This is a genomic window from Rhizobium sp. LjRoot254 (assembly GCF_964254105.1).
GTDB lineage: Bacteria > Pseudomonadota > Alphaproteobacteria > Rhizobiales > Rhizobiaceae > Rhizobium_E.
Genome location: NZ_CAXUSM020000001.1, coordinates 2,605,598 through 2,625,889 on the forward strand (window position 1 = coordinate 2,605,598; position 20,292 = coordinate 2,625,889).

Sequence of the window (20,292 nt, forward strand, 5' to 3'; positions counted from 1 at the left end):
ATGACTGATGCATATCAACAGGACGGGCAATATCTCGACCATGCCTTCGACGGCGTGTTGACGCGACGCGTCCTGGCATTCGTCATCGACTACATGCTGATCGCGGTGCTGTTGGTGCCGGCCTGGGTGATCCTGTTCTTCTTCTCGATCCTGACGTTGGGCTTGGGTTTCATGCTTTATCCAGTCTCCTTCTTCATCGTCGCGGGCCTCTATTTCGCGCTGACGCTGAGTTCGGAGCGCCAGGCGACGCCCGGGATGCAGGTGATGGACCTGACGATGGAGCGCGACGATGGCCGCCGCATCGATTTTTCGATCGCAGTCGTCCATGTCATCGCCTTCTGGGTCATCAATTCGGTGCTGACGCCGTTCCTGCTCCTGGCTGGCCTGTTCACCTCGCGCAAGCGGCTGATCCACGATATGCTGCTCGGCACCTGCATGATGCGCGCCAGCGCGACATTCCGTTGAGAACTCTCGCAATAATCCGGGATTGACGTTTCATAATCTTTCGCCATGCTTGGTCGAATAGCCAATGGCGAGAGAATCTCTCTAGAGAATGAATACGCAGGTCCACCCTTCGCCGCAGTTTTTCATGACGGCCCCCGCGCCCTGCCCCTATCTGCCGGGCCAGACCGAGCGCAAGGTCTTTACGCATCTCGTCGGCCAGCGCGCGCCGGAGATGAACGATATCCTCACCCAGGGCGGGTTCCGCCGGTCGCAGAACATTGCCTATCGCCCGGCCTGCGAGAACTGCCGCGCCTGCGTCTCGGTTCGCATCATCGTCGACGAATTCGAGCCGACAAAATCGATGAAGCGGGCGGTTGCCGGCAATACCGATCTGCTGGCCAAGGAGTATCCCGCCGAACCCTCGACCGAACAGTTCGCGCTGTTCCGGCAATATCTCGACAGCCGCCACCAGAAAGGCGGCATGTCCGACATGACCGTGCTCGATTATGCAATGATGATCGAGGACACGCATGTGAACACCAGGATAATCGAATACCGGATTCGCGAAGAAGGCGACGGCATCGCCGAAAAACCGGCCGGAAGGCTGGTTGCCGTGGCGCTCACCGATTCGATGGCCGACGGCCTCTCCATGGTCTATTCCTATTACGATCCGTCGCTCACCGACCGCTCGCTCGGCACCTTTATGATCCTCGACCATATCCGCCGCGCGAAGGCCAAGGGCCTGCCGCATGTTTATCTCGGCTACTGGGTCGAGGGTTCGCGGAAGATGACGTATAAGACCCGCTTCCTGCCGCAGGAGCATCTTCTCATGCAGGGCTGGACCCGCTACACCCCTCCCGCAGAATAATTCCTTTCGCGGATTCCCGCATCATGCCCTTTTCAAAATTGTCCCCTCACATGAAGGGCGTCTTGCTGACCTTTTGCGGCGGCCTGGCACTGTCCTTCGATATTCCCGTCGTACGGCTTGCGGATGGCGATATCTGGTCGATCCTGTTCATGCGGTCGATCTTCACCGTGGCCGTGGCTTTGCTCGCGATCTGGGTGATCCGGATGATCACTGGGAAGACGCCGACACTGGTGCCGGGTCTTCCCGGCGTCGTGGTCTCGATGCTCTATGCCACGGGGACGATCACCTTCATGCTGGCGGTGTTCAACACGACGTCGGCCAATGTCGCCTTTATCCTCGCCTTCAATCCGATGTTCGGCGCGCTGCTGTCGTGGATCTTCCTGCGCGAGAAGCCGCGCCGCGCCACCTTCGTCGCCATGGCGGCGATGACGATAGGCGTGCTGATCATCGTCTCGAACGGCCTCGAAAGCGGTCACGTCTGGGGCGACCTGTCGGCGGCGGCCTCCGCACTCGCCATCGCTGGTGCCCTCACCTATAGCCGCGCCTCGCGCCAGGATTTCGGCTTCACGCCGATGGTGGCGGCGATCCTGCCGGCAATCGTCGGCGGTCTGGTGATGATGAAGGGGAGCGGCTACCAGATCAACGACCCGTTCTGGATCATCCTCAACGGCATCATCATCACGCCCTTCGCCTTCTGGGCGCTCGCCATCGGCCCGAAATATCTCTCAGCCGCCGAAACCGGCATGTTCTACCTGCTCGAAACGGTGCTGGCGCCAGTCTGGGTGTGGCTGATCTTCACCGAGGAACCGCCGGTGCCGACCTTGATCGGCGGCGCGATCATTCTCATCGCGCTGGTGTGGCACTCAACGCATACGATGCGACGGGACGAGATACCGCTGCATTGACGCAGACAAATCCCATGTTATAATTTAATTATAACATGGGAGGCGTTCATGGAAATCAGGCTTCGTCGCGTCGGCAATTCGCTCGGTGTCATACTTCCCAAGGAAATCCTTGATCGATACGCACTTCGGGAGGGCGACGATCTCGAACTCGTCGCAGAGGACGGGAAGCTGACCCTTCACACCACGGACGTGAACTTTCAACGGCAGATCGCGGCAGCGCGGATCGTCATGGAAAAATACAGGGTAGCGTTGAAGAAGCTTGCCGAATGACAGTCGTTTTCCTGGAACGGAAGTTCGTCGAACGCTTCCATTCGGTCCAGACTGGCCGGCTCGGCGGAGAGAAGGGCGTGCGCGACGAAGGCAGTCTTGAATCCGCGCTGGCACGAGCAAAGAACAAGGCAGCGTTCGGAGAAACGGACATCGCCACGCTGGCAGCCGCCTATTTTTATTCGCTAACGATGAACTGCCCTTTCATCGAAGGCAATCGACGCATCGCGCTCATCTCCGCAATCGTCTTTCTAGAAATGAACGGCTTCCGGTTCATGGCAACGAACGCCGAAGCCTACGCGGCAATGATGATGCTCGCAGCCGGCGAAATCGACGAGGACGGCGCCACGCGGTTTCTCCGCGATTTCACCGTCCCGCTCTGATCAACCCGCGAACTTGCCCGACCTCGGGAAACCCTTAGGCACCGTCCGGCCCGCCGTGGCCCGATCACCCGTCCATTCCGCAAGCTCTTCCCGCTTGCGCACGAAATTGCGGCCGGCGGAATCGTCCCAGGAGAGCCCCTCCTCCATGTTGAACACGCGGAGGTCGGAAATGCCGCCGTCCTTGAAGCGTTGCAGACGGACGCCCTTGCCGCGGCTCATCTCCGGTAATTGCGCCGCCGGGAAGACCAGCATCTTGCGGTTCTCGCCGACCACGGCGACATGATCGCCCTTGGCGGGGATCACGAGCTTGGCCTCGTCGGGCATCGACACATTAAGGATCTGCTTGCCCTTGCGGGTATTGGCGACGAGTTCTCCCTCGGGTACCAGGAAGCCATAGCCCTGGTGCGAGGCCACAACCAGCTTGCGCGACGTGTCGAGCACGAAGGCGGTCAGCACGTCCTGGTCGTTGTCCATGTCGATCATGATGCGAAGCGGCTCGCCATGACCGCGCCCGCCCGGCAGCTTGTCGGCGCCGAGCGTAAACGCCTTGCCGCCGGTCGTGAAAATGATCACCTTGTCGGTGGTCTGGGCGTTGAAGGCGATCTTGAGGCTGTCGCCTTCCTTGAACTGCAGCGCCGCACGATCCGTCGTATGGCCCTTCAGTGCGCGGATCCAGCCCTTCTCCGAAACGACGACCGTCACCGGCTCCTTCTCGATCATCGCCTGGCTGATCGCCTCTTCGTCGGTCTCCGGCGCATCGGCGAAATCGGTGCGGCGACGGCCGAGCGGCGTTGCCTTGGCGAATTTCTTCTTCACCTCGCCGACTTCCCAGGCGATGGTGGTCCACTGCTTGTCCTCGGAGGCGAGCAGCGCCTCGATACCCGCCTTCTCCGTGGAGAGATTGTCGAACTCGGTGCGGATCTCGAATTCTTCCAGCTTGCGCAAGGAGCGCAGCCGCATGTTGAGGATCGATTCCGCCTGCAGGTCGGTGAGGCTGAACCTCTCCATCATCTCCTGCTTCGGCTCATCCTCCTCGCGGATGATGCGGATCACCTCATCGATATTGAGATAGGCGATCAGGTAGCCGCCGAGAATTTCCAGCCTGCGCTCGATCGCCGCCAGACGATGCCGCGAGCGGCGGATCAGCACTTCCTTGCGGTGCGCCAGCCACTCGACCAGCACCTCTTTCAGCGACATGACCCTGGGCACCTTGCCCATGGAAAGCACGTTCATGTTGAGCGAGATGCGGTTCTCGAGCTCGGTCAGCCGATAGAGCTGCTCCATCAGCAGCGCCGGATCGACGGTGCGGCTCTTGGGGATCAGCACGATCCGCACGTCCTCGGCGGATTCGTCGCGGATATCCTCGAGCAGCGGCAGCCGGCGGGCGAGCAGCAGTTCGGCGATCTTCTCGATCAGCCGCGACTTCTGCACCTGGTAGGGAATTTCGGTGATGATGATCTGGTAGCCGCCGCGGCCGAGATCCTCCTGCACCCACTTGGCGCGCACGCGGAAGCCGCCGCGGCCGGTCGCATAGGCGTCGATGATCGTCTTCTTGTTGTCGATGATCGTGCCGCCCGTGGGGAAATCCGGACCCGCGACGTGCTCGACAAGGTCCTCGATGGTCGCATCGGGTTTCTTGATCAGCAGCAGTGCGGCATCGCAGAGTTCATGCACATTGTGCGGCGGGATGTTGGTCGCCATGCCGACAGCGATGCCGGACGAGCCATTGGCAAGAAGATTGGGGAACGCGCCCGGCAACACGACGGGCTCTTCGTCTTCCTCGTTGTAGGTCGGGCGGAAATCGACCGCATCCTCGCCGATGCCTTCGAGCAGCAGCGAGGCGACCTCGGTCATCCGTGCTTCCGTGTAACGCATGGCCGCCGGGTTATCGCCGTCGATATTGCCGAAATTGCCCTGGCCATCGACAATCGGATAGCGGATGGCGAATTCCTGCGACAGGCGCACCAGCGCATCGTAGATCGACTGGTCGCCATGCGGATGGAATTTACCCATCACGTCGCCGACGATACGGGCGCATTTCTTGTAGGCGGTATTGGGTCGCACGCCCATCTCGCTCATCGCGTGGACGATGCGGCGATGCACCGGCTTGAGGCCGTCGCGGACGTCAGGCAGCGCACGATGCATGATCGTCGAGAGCGCGTAAGCGAGATACCGCTCCTCGAGAGCTGTCTTCAGATCGACCGGCTGGATGTGGTCGCCGCCGCCGGGCGGCTTTTCGATGCTTGCCATGGATTCGCTTTAGCCAAACGAGCCGGAAAGGGCAAGGATTCCACGTGATTGCGCTGTGGATAGCCCGTCGGGATAGATGCCGAATTGACACGCATTAACTGCAACTCGGAAAATCATCACGGGTGGATTGAATGGCAAATATATTTCCTGCTATCAGCGATGGCGGCGCAACCATTACGCGCCATATGCAAGTATAGTTCAGGGGCATCCATGCGCATTATCATTCAAATCACGGCAGCGCTTGCGCTGCTTCTCTCCATTTGGGCTCCGGCATCCGCCGAAAGCCTCGACGCCAAGGCCAATGTGGTCAATCCAGTCGGCTTCTTCTATTTCTACACGTCGCTCGAATATGGCTGCGAATCGATGGGCAAGCCAGTCGTCCGCGTCAACCGCAAGCCGCAAAACGGCACGCTGAGGACGGAATGGCGGATGTCGAAGATGAATTCAAAGGGCGGCTGCAAGGGTCGGCCAGCGCGCGGACTCGCCGTCTGGTACACGCCCAACAAGGGCTATCGCGGACCGGACAAGTTCGGCTTCACGATGAGCGTTCCTGGCCTGGCGCCGGGCGCGAGTTACGGCTCCGCCAAGCATTGGAGCTACACGGTCAACGTCAAGTGATATCCGCATGGACCGGCTCGTGCGAGCCGGTTCATGCAAAGTTATCCGGCCACTTAGACTCGCGGTTACCATAGCCGCGAGTTCCCCAAAAAAAGTCCGAATTCCAGTGGGATATTGCCTTCACTGAGAATATAAACGGCGCATCAACCGTTTTTGCCTGTGGATGCATTCCAACCGAATTCTGACCTCTAGAAAGGGACCACCCATGAAATTGAACCGCTCCTTCAGCGTGTTGCTCGCCGGCACCGCGTTTCTCGGCTTTGCAAATTCGGCCTTCGCGCTCGACGGCAATGACGTGCTCGCCAAGATCAACGCGGTTTACAGCGTCCAGGGCGGCAAGATCGAGGCTGCTTCGACCTCCGTCGATGGCGCCAATGTGAAGCTGACCGGTGTCACCGTGATCGCCGCCGGCACGGACGGCAAGTCCTTCCCGATCGGTGACGTGACGCTGGAAAATGTCGAAGAGGGTGACGAAGGCTACACGATCGAGAAGATCGCATTTTCCGATATCAACACCACGCAGGAAGGCGCGACGATCACCGCCACCGGCATGAGCATCGGCGGCGTCTACATCCCCAACGAGCCGAAGCCCGGCACGATCGATTCCATGATGCTCTATGAAAACTTCGCCGTCGGCCCGGTCACCGTATCGGCGCAGGGCAAGCAGGTCTTCTCGCTCGAGGGCGCCGAGGGCAATCTCACCGCCGCCGAAGACCAGAGCAAGTTCGATTTCGACGCCACCATTTCCGGGGTCAATATCGACATGACCACCGCTCCCGATCCGAAGGCGCAGGAAGCCATCGCCGCACTCGGCCTGCAGAACGTCAAGGGCGAAGTCACGATGAAGGGCTCGTGGACCGTCGCCGACGGCAAGTTCGAAATGAGCGAATATGCCTTCGATTTCGACAATGTCGGCCGCCTGGACATCAATTTCTCGATGTCGGGCTACACGCTCGATTTCATCAAGGCGATGCAGGATGCGGTCAAGGCTTCCGAGACCAATCCTGACAAGGCCGCCGGCCAGCAGGCACTCGGCATGTCCATGATGGGCCTGATGCAGCAGTTGATCTACAACGGCGCCTCGGTCCGCTTCGACGACGCCGGCATCACCGCCAAGGCGCTCGAATTCGCCGGCAAGCAGCAGGGCGTGGACGGCAAGCAGATGGCGCAGTCGCTCAAGGGCATGCTGCCGATGATGCTCGGCGCCATGAACATGCCCGACCTGCAGAAGCAGATCGAAGCCGCGGCGAATGCCTATCTCGACGATCCGAAGAGCCTGACCGTCTCGGCCAACCCGGCCCAGCCGCTCGCCGCCCCGCAGATCATGGGTGCCGCCATGGGCGATCCGGCCAACCTGGTCAAGACGCTTAATGTCCAGGTGACTGCGAACGATTGATCGGCGGTTCTTAATAAACATCGCAAAATGGAAACCCGGAAGGCCAAGCCTTCCGGGTTTTTTGTGCTTTCTGGGTGTCGATCGATCCGGGCGGCTCACGCCGCCCGCAACCCTGAGGATCAGGTACATCACCGCATAGGACAGGCCGAGCGCGACCGCGAGCGACACCCCGCTCCGCCAGCGGCCCGTGACGGTGCCGACATAGGAGGCGATCAGCACTGACGAAACGAGGTCCGGCATTATTTGCGGCCAGCGCTTGAAACGCGCCTGTTGCGGCGCAATATATTCATCAGCCGGCCACGTAATCGCGTCCCTCCCAGCCGGCTCCTTCGGACCCCCGCCGCCTTTCTGCGCGTACGCCGGCCCGACCGTATCTTCTAAAAATCTCTCTCAAGGATTTCCGCTATGCGCTATAAAACGTTAGGGAATACCGGCCTTGCCGTATCCGAAATCTGCCTTGGTACGATGACCTTCGGCGGCAAGGGCTTCTGGACCGCCATCGGCCAACTCGATCAATCCGTTGCCGACAATATCGTCGCTAAGGCGCTCGATGCCGGCGTCAATTTCATCGATACGGCGGATGTCTATTCCGAAGGTGTCTCGGAAGAAATCACCGGCCAGGCGATGAAGAATTCCGGCCGCCCGCGCACCGACATCGTGCTCGCCACCAAGGTCTTCGGCTCGATGGGCACCGGACGAAACGACGGTTCCTCCTCGCGCGGCCACATCATGGATGGCGTCAAGGCGAGCCTCAAGCGTCTCGGCACCGACTATATCGACCTCTACCAGATCCACGGCACCGACCCGATCACGCCGGTCGAGGAGACGGTGCGCGCCATGGAAGACCTCGTCCGCCAGGGTCATGTCCGCTACTGGGGCATTTCCAACTGGCAGGCATGGCGCATCACCAAGGCGCTCGGCGTCGCCGACAAACACGACTACGCCAAGCCCGTCACCCTCCAGGCCTATTACACCATCGCCGGGCGCGATCTCGAACGCGAGATCGTGCCGTTGCTCGAGAGCGAGAAGCTCGGCCTGATGGTGTGGAGCCCGCTCGCCGGCGGCTTCCTCTCGGGTAAATACGCCAGGGAAGGCGGCGGCCCGAACGATGCTCGCCGCGTGACCTTCGATTTCCCGCCGCTGAACAAGGATCGCGCGTTCGATTGCATCGACGTGATGCGCGAGATCGCCGAGGCGCGCGGCGTCTCCATCGCCCGGATCGCGCTCGCCTACGTGCTCAACAAGCGCTTCGTGATGTCGGTCATCATCGGCGCCAAGAACACCGAGCAGCTCGACGACAATCTTGCCGCGACCGAGATCGAACTGACTTCGGAAGAGATGGAAAAGCTCGACGCCGTCAGCGCGCTGCCCGCCGAATATCCCGGCTGGATGCTGACTCGCCAGCAGGAAGCGCAGTTCGCGCGGCTGGCGCCGCTCAAGAAGTAGAAGAACCGGCCCGCCCCGTTACCGGGGTGGGCCATCCATCCCAGCCTGCATCGCCGTCAGCACACTCATCGCATGCCCCGCATATTGGCTGATCCAGCGGTCGTGGATCTCCTGGATCGGCATGGCATTGAGGTGGTTCCACCGCTCCCTGCCCTCGCGCGTCACCAGCACCAGGCCGGCATTTTCCAGCACTTTGAGATGCTGCATGACCGTGCAGCGATCCATGTCAGGAAACGCCTCGCAGAGCGCGCCCGTTGTCCGCGGTGCATCCCTGATCGTGTCCAGCATTCGCCGGCGCGTGCCGTTCGCCAGCGCCTTGAAAATCTCGTCGTCTTTTGAATCGCTTGACATGTTATGTTTTTATAACATATTCTACTGCCAGTCAAACGATGGAGGACAGCATGACGCTGGAATTTCGTGTGAACGGCCGCATTGGCCGCCCCGTGGCGGAAGTCTTCGACGCCGTCGTCAACCCCACCAAGCTCTCAGGCTATTTCACCACCATCGGGGGCGCGAGTGCGCCCTTGGTCGCCGGCACGACCGTGACCTGGTTCGGCATGGCGCCTGTTATCGTCGATGAGGTCGAGGAGAACCGGAAGATCGTCTTCCGCTGGGATGCGATGGTCGACGAGGGCGAGGACGCCTACAAGACCAGGGTTGAGATGCGTTTCAAGCAGCTGGACGACGGCGGCACCATGGTAACGATCGCCGAAACCGGCTGGCGCGAGAACGCGCGCGGCCAGAAATCGTCCTACATGAATTGCGAGGGCTGGTCGCAGATGCTGGCGTGCATGAAGGCCTATGTCGAATACGGCATCAACCTGCGCGACGGCTACTATCCCTCCGAGATGAAGGGTGTGGTCGCATCAGAGCAGAATATCGAGATGTAAGGAGCCTTGCCATGACCGAACTCATTGCCCGAAGCGAACTCCTCATCCGACGTCCGGTTCCCGACGTCTTCGAGGCCTTCGCCGACCCCACGATCACCGCCCGCTTCTGGTTCACCCATGGCTCGGCGCGCCTGACCGAGGGCGCCGAACTCGATTGGACCTGGGAGATGTACGGATTCACGACGCATGTACGCGTGCTCGCCATCGAACCCCACAGGCTTATCCGCATCCTGTGGGATACGGAAGGCAATCCCACGCAGGTCGAATGGCGTTTCAGGGAACACCGTTCCGGCCAGACCTGGGTCGAAGTCGAAAACAGCGGCTTCAAGGGGGATGACGACGCCCGGCTACAGGCGGTACTCGACTCCACAGAAGGTTTTGTCCTGGTCCTGGCTGGCGCAAAGATCTGGCTCGAGCACGGTATCGAGCCGAACTTCGTACTCGACCGGCACCCCACAAAGCGGGTTGACGGCTGGCAGGACAGATAGAGGAACAGCACCATGACATCAGAGATCAAGGGCGGCGTCAACATCGCCATGAAAGTGCCGTCGCATCAGTACGAAGCCGTCATCGCCTTTTACCGCGACGTGGTGAAGCTGCCTTCCTTCGACACCAAGGCCCCGGCCGTTGGCTTCATCCTCGGCCCCAACAGGCTCTGGATCGACGAGGCGCCAAACTACACCCAGGCCGAAGTCTGGCTTGAGCTCTTCACCGACGACCACCAGGTTGCCCTCACCCGTCTCGAAACCGGTGGCGCCGTCCGTTGCGACCAAATCGAGGATCTCGGCCCGGATTTCAAGGGCGGCTGGATCATGAACCCGGCCAATATCGTACACATGGTGCGCACGCCGGATGCTTGGTGAGTCACAATGGAAATTCCGCCAGGCGCCGGCTTCCGGATGTCAGAACAGGAAATCGCCCGCGTCGAGGTCCTTGATCCTGACGCCCTCCAGCGTAATCATATCACCCTGGGTGCCATTGATGACCACATTCGCGCCCTGCTGCCTCATGTGGCCGGCCTTGAGATCGGCAAAATCGGTGATGGCGGCGAGGCCGGAAAGATCGATCACATCATGATCGACGCCCTTGGAATCGAAATCCTTGATCCTGTCGGCGTCGTCATCGGTGTTGAAGACGAACGTGTCGATACCGGCGCCGCCGAACAACGTATCGTTGCCCTTGCCGCCGGCGAGAATGTCGGCGCCGTCCAGCGCCTTGATTATGTTCTTTCCGGCATTGCCCGCGAGGCTGTTGGCCGTGGCGTTGCCGGTCGCCTTGATGTTCATCAGCCCGGTCAATGTCAGGTTCTCGACATCGGCCAATAAGAGCAGGCTGAACCCGACCGATGCACGCACTTCGTCGGTTCCCTGCGCCGCCAGTTCCTGAATCTGGTCGCTGGTGGATTCGACCACGTAAATGTCGTTGCCGCTACCACCGATCAGCGTGTCGGCGCCATCGCCACCGATCAGCGTATCCGCACCGCCGCCGCCTTCAACCGTGTTGTCGCTGGAATTGCCGGTGAGAACATTGTCGAGCGCATTGCCGGTGGCATTGATATCGCCTGAACCGGTCAATGTCAGGTGCTCGATGCTGGACATGCCAGCGAGACTGAAACTGATCGATGACAGCACGGTATCGGTACCCTGCACCGCCATTTCCTGTATCTGGTCGCCGGTGGAATCGACCACATAGATGTCATTGCCGAAACCGCCGATCAGAATGTCGTCGCCACCCTTGCCGTCGAGCGTGTCATTGCCGCCAAAGCCGATCAGCGTCTCGTCCCAGCTGGTGCCGGCAAGGATGTCTGCCAGTGCCCCGCCCCGGACATCGGCGGCGAAATGGCGCTGGTAGATGCCATATTCCGAGCCATCCTGGCCATAGGATGCCCATGTCACCAGCCAGCCGCCATCGACCAGCGCCGTCACTGAGGGTTTGTACTGATAGTCCGTCGTATAGCTATTGACCAGCGTTTCCGTGCCGGATGCAGCACCTTCGGCGTCGTAGCGCTGCTGGTAGATGCCATAGGCTTCGCCATCCTGACCATAGGACGACCATGTCACCAGCCAGCCGCCATCGGCCAGCGCCGTCACAGAGGGCTGGTACTGATCGTCCGTGGTATAGCTATTGACTGGTGTTTCCGTGCCGGATGCCACACCATCGGCATCGTAGCGCTGCTGATAGATGCCCCAGGCATGACCATCCTGGCCATCGGACGACCATGTCACCAGCCAGCCGCCGTCGGCCAGCGCCGTCACAGAGGGAGTGTCCTGATAGCCCGTCGTATAGCTATTGACCAGCGTTTCCGTGCCGGATGCCAGCCCATCAGCATCGTAGCGCTGCTGGTAGATGCCAAATAAGCTGCCATCCTGGCCAAGGGATGCCCATGTCACCAGCCAGCCGCCATCGGCCAGCGCCGTCACCGAGGGTTTGTACTGATAGTCCGTCGTATAGCTATTGACTGGTGTTTCCGTGCCGGATGCCACGCCATCGGCACCGTAGCGCTGCTGGTAGATGCCATAACTGGAGCCATCCAGAAAATTGGACGCCCAGGTCACCACCCAGCCCCCATCGGCCAGCGCCGTCACCGAGGAATCGTACTGATCGCCCGGCGTAAAGCTATTGACCAGCGTTTCCGTGCCGGATGCCAGCCCATCAGCATCGTAGCGCTGCTGGTAGATGCCATATAAGCCGCCATCCTGGCTCCAGGAATGCCATGTCTGCAGCCAGCCGCCATCGGCCAGCGCCGTCACCGAGGGATTGTTCTGCCAGTCCGTAATATAGCTATTGACCAGAGTTTCCGTGCCGGATGCCACGCCATCGACATCGTAGCGCTGCTGGTAGATGCCATAACTTGAACCGTCCTGGCCAAGGGACATCCATGACACCAGCCAGCCGCCATCGGCCAGCGCCGTCACCGAGGGCTCGTCCTGATAGCTCGTGGTATAGCTATTGACGAGCGTTTCCGTGCCGGCCGTTGCCTGTGAGGACATCAATATCTCCCATTATAATAGATGGACCAAAGAACTGAACGGCCGACGGAAGTCACTCGGGAAAGGCATTAAGAATTGATTAAGCACGATTACTCGACTCATGCAACCACAGCGGTCGGCGGTGCGATGTGAGATCGTCTCTTTTCTTGAATCACGCTTACGGCGAGTACCGGTGCTGCCGGAAACACAAAATCCCGGAAGTCGCCCTCCGGGATTTCATTTTGCGCTCAAGCTGTTAGCTCAGTCTTTCTTCACCGGCGGAATAACCCGGAGCGACAGCTCCATCAGCTGCTTCGGCATGGCCGGAGCCGGTGCGTTCATCAAGAGGTCCTGCGCCTGCTGGTTCATTGGGAACAGCGTGATCTCGCGCAAGTTCTTGGCACCCACGAGCAGCATCACCACGCGGTCGATACCGAAGGCGCAGCCGCCATGCGGAGGGGCGCCGTACTGGAAGGCGCGGTACATGCCGCCGAAGCGTTCCTCGACGTCGGTCTGGCTGAGACCCACCAGCTCGAATGCCTTGACCATCAGTTCCGGCGACTGGTTGCGGATCGAGCCAGAGGCGATTTCGAAACCGTTGCAGACAGCGTCATACTGATAGGCCTTGATCGTCAAGGGATCCTGCGTTTCGAGCGCTTCAAGCCCGCCCTGCGGCATCGAGAACGGGTTGTGGGCGAAATCGACCTTCTTGTCTTCGTCATTGTATTCGAAGAACGGGAAGTCGACGATCCAGCACAGTTCGAACCGGTCGCGATCGACAAGGTTCAGTTCCTCGCCCGCCTTGGTGCGCGCCTCGCCTGCGAACTTGTAGAACTTCGACGGCTCACCGGCCACGAAGAAGCAGGCGTCGCCGACATCCAGGCCAAGTTGCGTGCGGATCGCTTCGGTGCGCTCCTCGCCGATATTCTTGGCGAGCGGGCCGGAACCACCGGTCGTGCCGTCTTCTTCCTTGCGCCAGAAGATATAGCCCAGCCCCGGCTGACCGGTCGATTGTGCCCAGGCGTTCATGCGGTCGCAGAAAGCGCGCGAACCACCGGTCTTGGCCGGGATCGCCCAGACCTCGACCTTCGGGTTCCTCTCGATCATGCCGGCGAACACTTTGAAGCCCGAGCCGGCGAAATGCTCGGTGACGCTCTGCATCTCGATCGGGTTGCGGAGGTCGGGCTTGTCGGAGCCGTATTTGCGGATCGCGACGTCGTAGGGAATGCGCGGCCAGTCCTTGGTCACCGGCTTGCCGTCGGCGAATTTCTCGAACACTTCGGTCATCACGGGACCCATCGTGTCCCACACGTCTTCCTGCGTGACGAAGCTCATTTCGACGTCGAGCTGGTAGAATTCGCCCGGCAGGCGGTCGGCGCGCGGGTCTTCGTCGCGGAAGCAGGGCGCGATCTGGAAATAGCGGTCGAAACCGGCCACCATCAAGAGCTGCTTATACTGCTGCGGCGCCTGCGGCAGCGCGAAGAATGTACCGGGATGGATGCGCGACGGCACCAGGAAGTCACGCGCGCCTTCGGGCGACGACGCAGTCAGGATCGGCGTCGAATATTCGCCGAAGCCGGCATCGGTCATCCGGTTGCGCATGTCTGATATGATCTGGCTGCGCTTGACGATGTTCTTGTGCAGCGTCTCGCGGCGGAGATCCAGGAAGCGGTATTTGAGGCGGATGTCTTCGGGATAATCAGGCTCGCCGAACACGGGCAGCGGCAGTTCCTTGGCGGCGGAGAGCACTTCGATCTCCTGCGCGTAAAGCTCGATCTCGCCAGTCGCCATCTGCTTGTTGATCGTGTCTTCCGAACGCGCCTTGACCAGGCCGTCGATGCGGATCACCCATTCACCGCGCACGGTCTCGGCCGCCTTGAAGGCCGGCGAATCCGGATCGACGACGATCTGGGTCATGCCGTAATGGTCGCGCAGGTCGATGAACAGCAGGCCGCCGTGGTCGCGCACGCGATGCACCCAGCCGGAAATACGCACGGTCTGGCCGACGTCGGATTTGCGGAGTGCCGCGCATGTATGGCTGCGGTAGCGGTGAAACTGTTGGTCCTGCATGTCGAATATCCTGCCGGGAATCCCGGAAAATGGGTCGTTAAAATTCGGCGGGACAAGCGCATGATGTGCCCGATTTGTCAAGGCGGAAGGCTCTCACCAGCCCAGCGCAATCCTCATCGTGTCTTGTCCGGCCAAGGCATCATGAGGATTCCCAAATGGCTACGATCGTCTACGGCAAGAGACTGCCCGATTTCGACAATTTCTCCCAGTTCGACGGCAAGACACTCGCTATCTCCAAACTCAACGACGACACGTTCACGCTGAAAGACAAGGACGGCACGTCCATGGTCTTCGAGGGCGAGAACTTCGAAAAGACCCAGAACGTCATCACGGATGGCACGATAGAGAGCGCCGAGTTCTTCAACAACAAGGGCCAGCGCATCTACACGTTCGACAATCTGGAGGCCGACGCCGCCGATCTCTACAAGGCGTTCAGCCTGAAAAGCGATCCCTTTCGCATCCTGCACGGGCTGATGGACGGCGACGACACGGTCAGCGGTTCGGCGAAGAAGGACAGCATGTGGGGCTTTGCCGGCGATGACACGCTCAGCGGCCGGGGCGGCGACGACTGGTTCTACGGCCATCGCGGCAACGACACGCTGACCGGCGGCGCCGGCGCCGACACCTTCGCCTTCCTGACCGGCTATGATGCCGACACCGTCACCGATTTCGACCTGACCGGCAACGACCACGACTTCATCTATATGGACTATTACCTCTATGACGACATCACGTTCACAGAGGTCGTCACCGAGGACGGGACCAACGTGACCCTCGAATTGCCGACAGGCGATACGCTGACGCTGGAGGATGTGACCCAGGCCCAGATCGAGGGCAAGGACAAGTATTTCGATTTCTTCTGAACGCTGGGACCAAATCGGCCGGGCGGATCGTAATCCGCTTCAGATCGTGAAAGAAAAATCGGTCGCCTCGAGCAGGTCCGCGTCAACGCCTTTCAGCACCAGCGTGTCGCCCCTGCCGAGCAGGATCAGGGTGTCTGCGCCCTTCTGCTCGATATGCTTTTCGAGATCGCCGAAATCCTCGATCCCCTTCACGTCGAGAATGGCGATCTGGTCGGTCTCGTCGACATAGTCGGACAGGGTGTCGCGGCCCCAGCCCTTCTTCATGACGAAGGTGTCCTCATCCGCGCCGCCAGACAGGAGATCGTCACCCTTGCCGCCGCCGAGCAGATCGGCTCCGTCCATGCCCTTGATGCGGTTGTCGCCGGAATTGCCCGATATTTCGTTGTCCCCGGCGCTTCCCGTCCCCTTGGAATCAAAGCCGCCGATCAGGATCAGCGCCTCGACATTGTCGCCGAGTGTGAAATTGCGCGTGGCCTTCACCGTGTCCACACCCTCGCCGACACCCTCGACGAAGCTGAGATTGCGCTCTGTGATCAGTGTGTCGTCGCCCGCGCCGCCAAGGAAGGCGCCGTTCAGCCGGCCGCCGCGATTATCGAAGACGTCGGCGCCGCCATGCAGCGCGATCCTGCCGTTGATGAAGCCGCTATTTATCACCACGTCGCCGGTACCGCCGCCCTCGACGGCAATGCCGAGCCCGAAGGTCTCGATCTCGCCGAAATTCCTGAGCGTGAGCCCGTCGGCGGGGGAGAGCATCAGCACGCCGATGTCGTATCCGATGATCGTGCCGCCCTTCTCGTTGACCAAGCTCCCCGAGCTCGCGAAAAACGCAACGCCTGTATCGCCGCTCACCGTGCCCGCGTTGACGATCTCGGCGCTGGTCCCGGAATAGATGATACCGGTACCGCCGGCGACCGCTCCGATCACCAGACCTTGATTGACGATGCGCGCGTCCGCCCCCTGGGATTCTATGCCGACAAAACCCGAGACGAAACCTGTCTCGGAAATGGTGATCGCCGTGCCGGCGCCGACGGCATTGATCGCGGACGTGGCGGAATTGCCCTCATCACGCTCGGCGTGCACCAGGCCATGCACGACAAGTCTGTTGCCGGTCGAAGCGGCGCCCACGAATATCGCGTCGTCGAGGCTCATCTGCACCGTCGTCTCGACCGCGATGGAAACCTTGATGCCCGTGCCTTGAAGTTCGACCTGTTCGACATAGGTGCCGATGAGATCCGCATCCGTCGTGACAACAGGCATAACCGTTCCCCTCGTTTCGTTCGCGAATTAGACCACGGCGGCTTCAACCTGTCCAATCACATGCCAGGGAAAATCGGTGGCCCGCCCAAGCCCAAATCGAGCCACCCCTAGCCTACGCATTTTTTGACCTGGCATGCCGGATTCGGACGGACTTCGGCTGTGTTTGCCGCTAGGAATAGATCAGGGCCGATTCAGGCGGCCATTCTCCACGCGTAACCCTCGCATGAACAAGCTTACTTCCCTCATCCCGCTTCTCGCCTCAGCAGCGCTTCTGATGTTCGGCAATGGCCTGCAGGGCACGCTGATTGCCTGGCGGGCCTCGTCGGAGGGCTTTCCGCCTTGGCTGATCGGGCTGATCACCGCATCCTATTATCTCGGCTTCGCGCTCGGCTGCTTCCACATCACGCATCTGCTCCGTCAGATCGGCCATATCCGTGCCTTCTCGGCGATGGCGGCGATTTCGACGGCGACGATCATCCTGGCGGGCCTGGTGGTCGATCCGTGGCTGTGGACCATCCTGCGCCTGATCAGCGGCTATTGCCTTGCCGTGCTCTTTGCCGTCATCGAGAGCTGGCTCAATTCCAAGGTCGACAACGCTATCCGCGCGCGCACGCTTTCAGTCTACCGCTATGTCGACCTTGCCGCCAACACGTCGGCGCAGTATTTCCTGCCGTGGTTCGGCGGCACGTCCTTCATCCTGTTCGGTATCTCGGCGATCGCGCTGTCGCTGTCGCTGACGCCGATCTCGCTCGCCGACAAATCCAGCCCCTCGCCGCCCGACCATGTCAATTTCGACATGAGATATCTGTGGCTGACCTCGCCGCTCGCCGCCGTCGGTTGCTTCGCCGTCGGCATGACCAATACCGTCTATCGATCGCTCGGACCGGTCTATTGCCTCGAACTCGGCTTCGACACGACGGTGACCGCCTGGTTCCTCGCGGCCAGCATCATATCGGGCGTCGTGCTGCAATATCCGTTCGGCCACTATTCGGACCGTAAGGACCGGCGCACGGTGATCATGGTGGCGACTGCCGGTGGCATGCTGGCGAGCATGCTGCTGTTCTTCTTCGCGGGCAACAGCATCTTTCTCAACATCGCGGGCGTCTTCCTGCTCGGCGCATTCTCGATGCCGCTCTATTCGATGTGTTCGGCGCATGCCAACGATCGCGCCGGCCCCGGCGAGTTCGCCACCATCACCGCGGCCCTGCTTTTCTACTGGGCGGCCGGCGCCGTGATCGGTCCATGGCTTGCCGCATCTATCATGGGCTGGTTCGGTCCGAAGTCGATGTTTGCCTTCACGGCCGCGACGCAGGCGATATTTCTCGCCTATACGTTGACACGCAAGCTGCAACGCCCTGGATAAAATGCGGGCAAAGCTTTCGCCGAGCCTTGATTTTTGCCCGCCATAAGCGGAAGAACATCAAAACAATACGGACTCTGTATTTATGAAGATCATTCTCAAGACCGAGGAACTCGCCGAGGCCTGCGAAATATTTGCCCGGCACGACTATGTCGCAGTCGATACCGAATTCCTGCGCGAGACGACGTTCTGGCCGCAGCTCTGCCTGATCCAGCTCTCGGGGCCCGATCTCGACGCCATCGTCGATCCGCTCGCACCCGGCATCGACCTCGCCCCGTTCTTCAAGCTGATGGCCGATACGTCGGTCACCAAGGTGTTCCACGCGGCGCGCCAGGATATCGAAATCATATTCAATCGCGGCGGGCTGATCCCGCATCCGATATTCGACACGCAGGTGGCCGCCATGGTCTGCGGCTTCGGCGACTCGGCGTCGTATGACACGCTCGTCCAGCGCATCGTCAACGTCCAGCTCGACAAGTCCTCGCGCTTCACCGACTGGAGCCATCGTCCGCTGTCGGAAAAGCAGCTCGATTATGCCATCGCCGACGTCACGCACCTGAAGGATGTCTATCTCCACCTCAAGGGCGAACTCGAGCGCGAGGGCCGCACGGAGTGGCTGGCCGAAGAAATGTCGGTGCTCGAATCCCGTGAGACCTACGACCTGCACCCCGACGACGCCTGGCAGCGGCTGAGGATGCGGGTGCGCAAGCCGATCGAACTGGCGATCCTCAAGAACCTCGCCGCATGGCGCGAGCGCGAGGCCCGCTCGCGTGACGTGCCGCGCGGCCGCGTGCTGAAGGACGATGCGGTCTTCGAGATCGCCCAGCAGCAGCCAAAGGACACCGAAGCGCTCGCTCGCCTGCGCACGATCCCCAAGGGCTATGAGCGCTCGCAGAATGGCGCCGCGATCCTCGGCGCGGTCAATGCGGCGCTCGCCATCCCGAAGGCGGACCTTCCGCGCATTCCGCGCTCCGGCAACGCGCCCGAAGGCAGCGGCGCGGCCGTGGAAATGCTGAAAGTCCTGCTCAAGCTGATCGCCGAAAAGAACGGCGTCGCCTCGAAGATCATCGCCTCCGGCGACGACCTCGATGCCATTGCCTCCAAGGGCGAAGAAGCCGAAGTCGCCGCCCTGCACGGCTGGCGGCGCGAACTGTTCGGCGAGCCTGCCCTGAAGCTGATCCAGGGCGAGATGGCGCTGCGCTTCGTCAACCGCAAGGTTGACGTGGTCGAGTTTTCGCTCGCCGCCGAATAAGCCGCAATTCATGCAAAAAGGGCCCGGCGGTCGTCCGCCAGGCCCTTGTTTCATTCTGTCCGTCTTAGAACTGGAAGTCCGAGGCGTCGATCTGCTTGGTGGTCACACCGTGCAGGACGATCTGGTCGGCACCATCGAGATCGATCACGACATCGGACTTTCCCTGCCTGGAAATGTCGAGGTCCTTGAAGCGAAGCTCCTTGTCGCCGCCGAAATACTCGGAAAGGTCGATATTATCGTGGCCCTTGCCGACAAAGTTGAAGCCCGTGACACTGTCGGTGCCATCGCCCCTGTGGAAAATCAGGGTGTCGGCGCCGATCTTGTCGTTAATGCTGTCGTTGCCCTTGCCGGCTTCGAACCTGTCGTTGCCCTTGCCGCCCAGCAAGGCGTCATCGCCGGCGCCGCTGAACAGAAAGTCATTGCCGTCGAGACCATTCAGCTTGTCGGCGCCATCGGCAGTGTAAAGATCATTGGCGGCATTGTTGCCGGTGATCTGATAGTCGCTGCCCGCAAGATAATTGCCGAGCGCCTTGAAGCTGTGCAATTGATCCGCACCGATTTCCAGTCCGGAAATCTGGAAGGCAACCTTGCCATTAGCGACCACCTTGTAGCTGGCGACTGTTTCGACGTTGTCGAGCAAGCTCGCGGTTTCCTGGTCCACCGGGTCTTCCGCGTTGAATTGACCCTTCAATTCTACATAGTCATTCTTGCCGGAATAGAAGCGCACGCTGTCGAGCGCTTCACCTGTGCCTTCCTGGAACTCAACCTTGAAACTTGCGCCAGTAAGCGCCTGGAACACGAAGTTCGAAACATTGAAATCCGAGGCGCCAGCAGCGCCGAAAGTTACGTTGATCATTTTTTCACCCCTGATTACCCACCGCCTTGGTGTTGAGATGAACTTATGGTCTAAAGCTGAAATTTCGGTGAGACAGTACAGTTAAGAAGCGGTAATTCGGCTAGCCAATATTCTGTATAGAAAATATTTTACGAACAAAAACGATCCAGATCTTGCATTCCTGCCTATTGTCAATTCGCGCAGGATATACTTTCTAAT

Annotated in this window: 20 protein-coding genes; 14 read left to right on the plus strand and 6 right to left on the minus strand. The window is 60.4% G+C overall.

Annotated elements, in window-relative coordinates; genetic code table 11:
- The 5 genes from ACSQ26_RS12825 (at nucleotide 1) to ACSQ26_RS12845 (ending at nucleotide 2,867) form a co-directional block, all read left to right on the plus strand.
- Entirely contained in the window at nucleotides 1-465 is a 465-nt protein-coding gene (locus ACSQ26_RS12825) for an RDD family protein (protein ID WP_436009300.1), read from the plus strand.
- A gap of 88 nt (nucleotides 466-553) precedes the next feature.
- Nucleotides 554-1,312 (plus strand): arginyltransferase, encoded by a 759-nt coding sequence (locus ACSQ26_RS12830; protein WP_436009302.1) that lies wholly within the window; start codon nucleotides 554-556, stop codon nucleotides 1,310-1,312.
- A 23-nt stretch (nucleotides 1,313-1,335) separates the two neighbouring features.
- The gene (locus ACSQ26_RS12835; protein WP_436009304.1) at nucleotides 1,336-2,217 is read left to right on the plus strand and encodes a DMT family transporter; all 882 of its coding nucleotides are present in this window, start codon (nucleotides 1,336-1,338) and stop codon (nucleotides 2,215-2,217) included.
- A gap of 48 nt (nucleotides 2,218-2,265) precedes the next feature.
- On the plus strand, nucleotides 2,266-2,487 hold the full coding sequence (locus tag ACSQ26_RS12840) for an AbrB/MazE/SpoVT family DNA-binding domain-containing protein (protein ID WP_436009306.1): 222 nt from the start codon (nucleotides 2,266-2,268) through the stop codon (nucleotides 2,485-2,487).
- Entirely contained in the window at nucleotides 2,484-2,867 is a 384-nt protein-coding gene (locus ACSQ26_RS12845; RefSeq protein WP_436009308.1) for a type II toxin-antitoxin system death-on-curing family toxin, read from the plus strand. Before ACSQ26_RS12840 ends, ACSQ26_RS12845 begins: the two co-directional genes overlap by 4 nt.
- On the opposite strand, the gene parC is transcribed toward ACSQ26_RS12845, so the two are convergent.
- Complete coding sequence (gene parC, locus ACSQ26_RS12850) at nucleotides 2,868-5,117, minus strand: DNA topoisomerase IV subunit A (RefSeq protein WP_436009310.1); 2,250 nt, start codon at nucleotides 5,115-5,117, stop codon at nucleotides 2,868-2,870.
- 210 nt (nucleotides 5,118-5,327) lie between these two features.
- Here parC and ACSQ26_RS12855 point away from each other — a divergent pair, with 210 nt between their 5' ends.
- The 3 genes from ACSQ26_RS12855 (at nucleotide 5,328) to ACSQ26_RS12865 (ending at nucleotide 8,577) form a co-directional block, all read left to right on the plus strand.
- Nucleotides 5,328-5,735, plus strand: a complete 408-nt coding sequence (locus ACSQ26_RS12855) for a hypothetical protein (protein ID WP_436009312.1) — start codon at nucleotides 5,328-5,330, stop codon at nucleotides 5,733-5,735.
- Between the two features lie 205 nt (nucleotides 5,736-5,940).
- A complete protein-coding gene (locus ACSQ26_RS12860) occupies nucleotides 5,941-7,131 on the plus strand; it encodes a hypothetical protein (RefSeq protein ID WP_436009314.1) in 1,191 nt (396 codons plus the stop codon).
- A 405-nt stretch (nucleotides 7,132-7,536) separates the two neighbouring features.
- On the plus strand, nucleotides 7,537-8,577 hold the full coding sequence (locus ACSQ26_RS12865; protein WP_436009316.1) for an aldo/keto reductase: 1,041 nt from the start codon (nucleotides 7,537-7,539) through the stop codon (nucleotides 8,575-8,577).
- Nucleotides 8,578-8,595: 18 nt separating this feature from the next.
- Here the strand turns inward: ACSQ26_RS12865 and ACSQ26_RS12870 are convergent, their stop codons facing one another.
- Nucleotides 8,596-8,928, minus strand: a complete 333-nt coding sequence (locus ACSQ26_RS12870) for an ArsR/SmtB family transcription factor (RefSeq protein WP_436009318.1) — start codon at nucleotides 8,926-8,928, stop codon at nucleotides 8,596-8,598.
- A 50-nt stretch (nucleotides 8,929-8,978) separates the two neighbouring features.
- Between ACSQ26_RS12870 and ACSQ26_RS12875 the strand changes: the two genes are divergently transcribed.
- From ACSQ26_RS12875 to ACSQ26_RS12885, 3 genes are read left to right on the plus strand one after another with little or no spacing between them, the layout of a single operon-like run.
- Nucleotides 8,979-9,467: an SRPBCC domain-containing protein gene (locus ACSQ26_RS12875; protein ID WP_436009320.1), complete on the plus strand. Its 489-nt coding sequence runs from the start codon at nucleotides 8,979-8,981 to the stop codon at nucleotides 9,465-9,467.
- An 11-nt stretch (nucleotides 9,468-9,478) separates the two neighbouring features.
- Nucleotides 9,479-9,955 carry an SRPBCC family protein gene (locus tag ACSQ26_RS12880; protein WP_436009322.1) on the plus strand — a complete coding sequence of 159 codons (477 nt, stop codon included), beginning with the start codon at nucleotides 9,479-9,481 and terminating at the stop codon, nucleotides 9,953-9,955.
- Nucleotides 9,956-9,967: 12 nt separating this feature from the next.
- A complete protein-coding gene (locus ACSQ26_RS12885) occupies nucleotides 9,968-10,330 on the plus strand; it encodes a hypothetical protein (protein WP_436009324.1) in 363 nt (120 codons plus the stop codon).
- Nucleotides 10,331-10,369: 39 nt separating this feature from the next.
- Here ACSQ26_RS12885 and ACSQ26_RS12890 read toward each other — a convergent pair whose 3' ends face one another.
- Both ACSQ26_RS12890 and aspS read right to left on the minus strand, forming a co-directional pair.
- Complete coding sequence (locus ACSQ26_RS12890) at nucleotides 10,370-12,457, minus strand: calcium-binding protein (protein ID WP_436009326.1); 2,088 nt, start codon at nucleotides 12,455-12,457, stop codon at nucleotides 10,370-10,372.
- A gap of 240 nt (nucleotides 12,458-12,697) precedes the next feature.
- On the minus strand, nucleotides 12,698-14,506 hold the full coding sequence (gene aspS / locus ACSQ26_RS12895; protein ID WP_436009328.1) for an aspartate--tRNA ligase: 1,809 nt from the start codon (nucleotides 14,504-14,506) through the stop codon (nucleotides 12,698-12,700).
- Nucleotides 14,507-14,661: 155 nt separating this feature from the next.
- Here aspS and ACSQ26_RS12900 point away from each other — a divergent pair, with 155 nt between their 5' ends.
- The gene (locus tag ACSQ26_RS12900; RefSeq protein ID WP_436009330.1) at nucleotides 14,662-15,369 is read left to right on the plus strand and encodes a hypothetical protein; all 708 of its coding nucleotides are present in this window, start codon (nucleotides 14,662-14,664) and stop codon (nucleotides 15,367-15,369) included.
- A 39-nt stretch (nucleotides 15,370-15,408) separates the two neighbouring features.
- Here ACSQ26_RS12900 and ACSQ26_RS12905 read toward each other — a convergent pair whose 3' ends face one another.
- Nucleotides 15,409-16,626 carry a calcium-binding protein gene (locus tag ACSQ26_RS12905; RefSeq protein WP_436009332.1) on the minus strand — a complete coding sequence of 406 codons (1,218 nt, stop codon included), beginning with the start codon at nucleotides 16,624-16,626 and terminating at the stop codon, nucleotides 15,409-15,411.
- Nucleotides 16,627-16,849: 223 nt separating this feature from the next.
- Here ACSQ26_RS12905 and ACSQ26_RS12910 point away from each other — a divergent pair, with 223 nt between their 5' ends.
- Together ACSQ26_RS12910 and rnd are read left to right on the plus strand one after the other, a co-directional pair.
- Nucleotides 16,850-17,989, plus strand: coding sequence for an MFS transporter (locus ACSQ26_RS12910; RefSeq protein WP_436009334.1), 1,140 nt, complete (start codon nucleotides 16,850-16,852; stop codon nucleotides 17,987-17,989).
- Nucleotides 17,990-18,071: 82 nt separating this feature from the next.
- Nucleotides 18,072-19,238, plus strand: coding sequence for a ribonuclease D (gene rnd, locus ACSQ26_RS12915; protein ID WP_436009336.1), 1,167 nt, complete (start codon nucleotides 18,072-18,074; stop codon nucleotides 19,236-19,238).
- A gap of 64 nt (nucleotides 19,239-19,302) precedes the next feature.
- On the opposite strand, the gene ACSQ26_RS12920 is transcribed toward rnd, so the two are convergent.
- A complete protein-coding gene (locus ACSQ26_RS12920) occupies nucleotides 19,303-20,094 on the minus strand; it encodes a calcium-binding protein (protein ID WP_436009338.1) in 792 nt (263 codons plus the stop codon).
- Nucleotides 20,095-20,292 lie beyond the last annotated feature (198 nt).

Coding starts and splice junctions, on each gene's coding strand:
- ACSQ26_RS12825 (WP_436009300.1), top strand. CDS start 1: ATGACTGATGCATATCAACAGGACGGGCAATATCTCGACCATGCCTTC.
- ACSQ26_RS12830 (WP_436009302.1), top strand. CDS start 554: ATGAATACGCAGGTCCACCCTTCGCCGCAGTTTTTCATGACGGCCCCC.
- ACSQ26_RS12835 (WP_436009304.1), top strand. CDS start 1,336: ATGCCCTTTTCAAAATTGTCCCCTCACATGAAGGGCGTCTTGCTGACC.
- ACSQ26_RS12840 (WP_436009306.1), top strand. CDS start 2,266: ATGGAAATCAGGCTTCGTCGCGTCGGCAATTCGCTCGGTGTCATACTT.
- ACSQ26_RS12845 (WP_436009308.1), top strand. CDS start 2,484: ATGACAGTCGTTTTCCTGGAACGGAAGTTCGTCGAACGCTTCCATTCG.
- parC (WP_436009310.1), bottom strand. CDS start 5,117: ATGGCAAGCATCGAAAAGCCGCCCGGCGGCGGCGACCACATCCAGCCG.
- ACSQ26_RS12855 (WP_436009312.1), top strand. CDS start 5,328: ATGCGCATTATCATTCAAATCACGGCAGCGCTTGCGCTGCTTCTCTCC.
- ACSQ26_RS12860 (WP_436009314.1), top strand. CDS start 5,941: ATGAAATTGAACCGCTCCTTCAGCGTGTTGCTCGCCGGCACCGCGTTT.
- ACSQ26_RS12865 (WP_436009316.1), top strand. CDS start 7,537: ATGCGCTATAAAACGTTAGGGAATACCGGCCTTGCCGTATCCGAAATC.
- ACSQ26_RS12870 (WP_436009318.1), bottom strand. CDS start 8,928: ATGTCAAGCGATTCAAAAGACGACGAGATTTTCAAGGCGCTGGCGAAC.
- ACSQ26_RS12875 (WP_436009320.1), top strand. CDS start 8,979: ATGACGCTGGAATTTCGTGTGAACGGCCGCATTGGCCGCCCCGTGGCG.
- ACSQ26_RS12880 (WP_436009322.1), top strand. CDS start 9,479: ATGACCGAACTCATTGCCCGAAGCGAACTCCTCATCCGACGTCCGGTT.
- ACSQ26_RS12885 (WP_436009324.1), top strand. CDS start 9,968: ATGACATCAGAGATCAAGGGCGGCGTCAACATCGCCATGAAAGTGCCG.
- ACSQ26_RS12890 (WP_436009326.1), bottom strand. CDS start 12,457: ATGTCCTCACAGGCAACGGCCGGCACGGAAACGCTCGTCAATAGCTAT.
- aspS (WP_436009328.1), bottom strand. CDS start 14,506: ATGCAGGACCAACAGTTTCACCGCTACCGCAGCCATACATGCGCGGCA.
- ACSQ26_RS12900 (WP_436009330.1), top strand. CDS start 14,662: ATGGCTACGATCGTCTACGGCAAGAGACTGCCCGATTTCGACAATTTC.
- ACSQ26_RS12905 (WP_436009332.1), bottom strand. CDS start 16,626: ATGCCTGTTGTCACGACGGATGCGGATCTCATCGGCACCTATGTCGAA.
- ACSQ26_RS12910 (WP_436009334.1), top strand. CDS start 16,850: ATGAACAAGCTTACTTCCCTCATCCCGCTTCTCGCCTCAGCAGCGCTT.
- rnd (WP_436009336.1), top strand. CDS start 18,072: ATGAAGATCATTCTCAAGACCGAGGAACTCGCCGAGGCCTGCGAAATA.
- ACSQ26_RS12920 (WP_436009338.1), bottom strand. CDS start 20,094: ATGATCAACGTAACTTTCGGCGCTGCTGGCGCCTCGGATTTCAATGTT.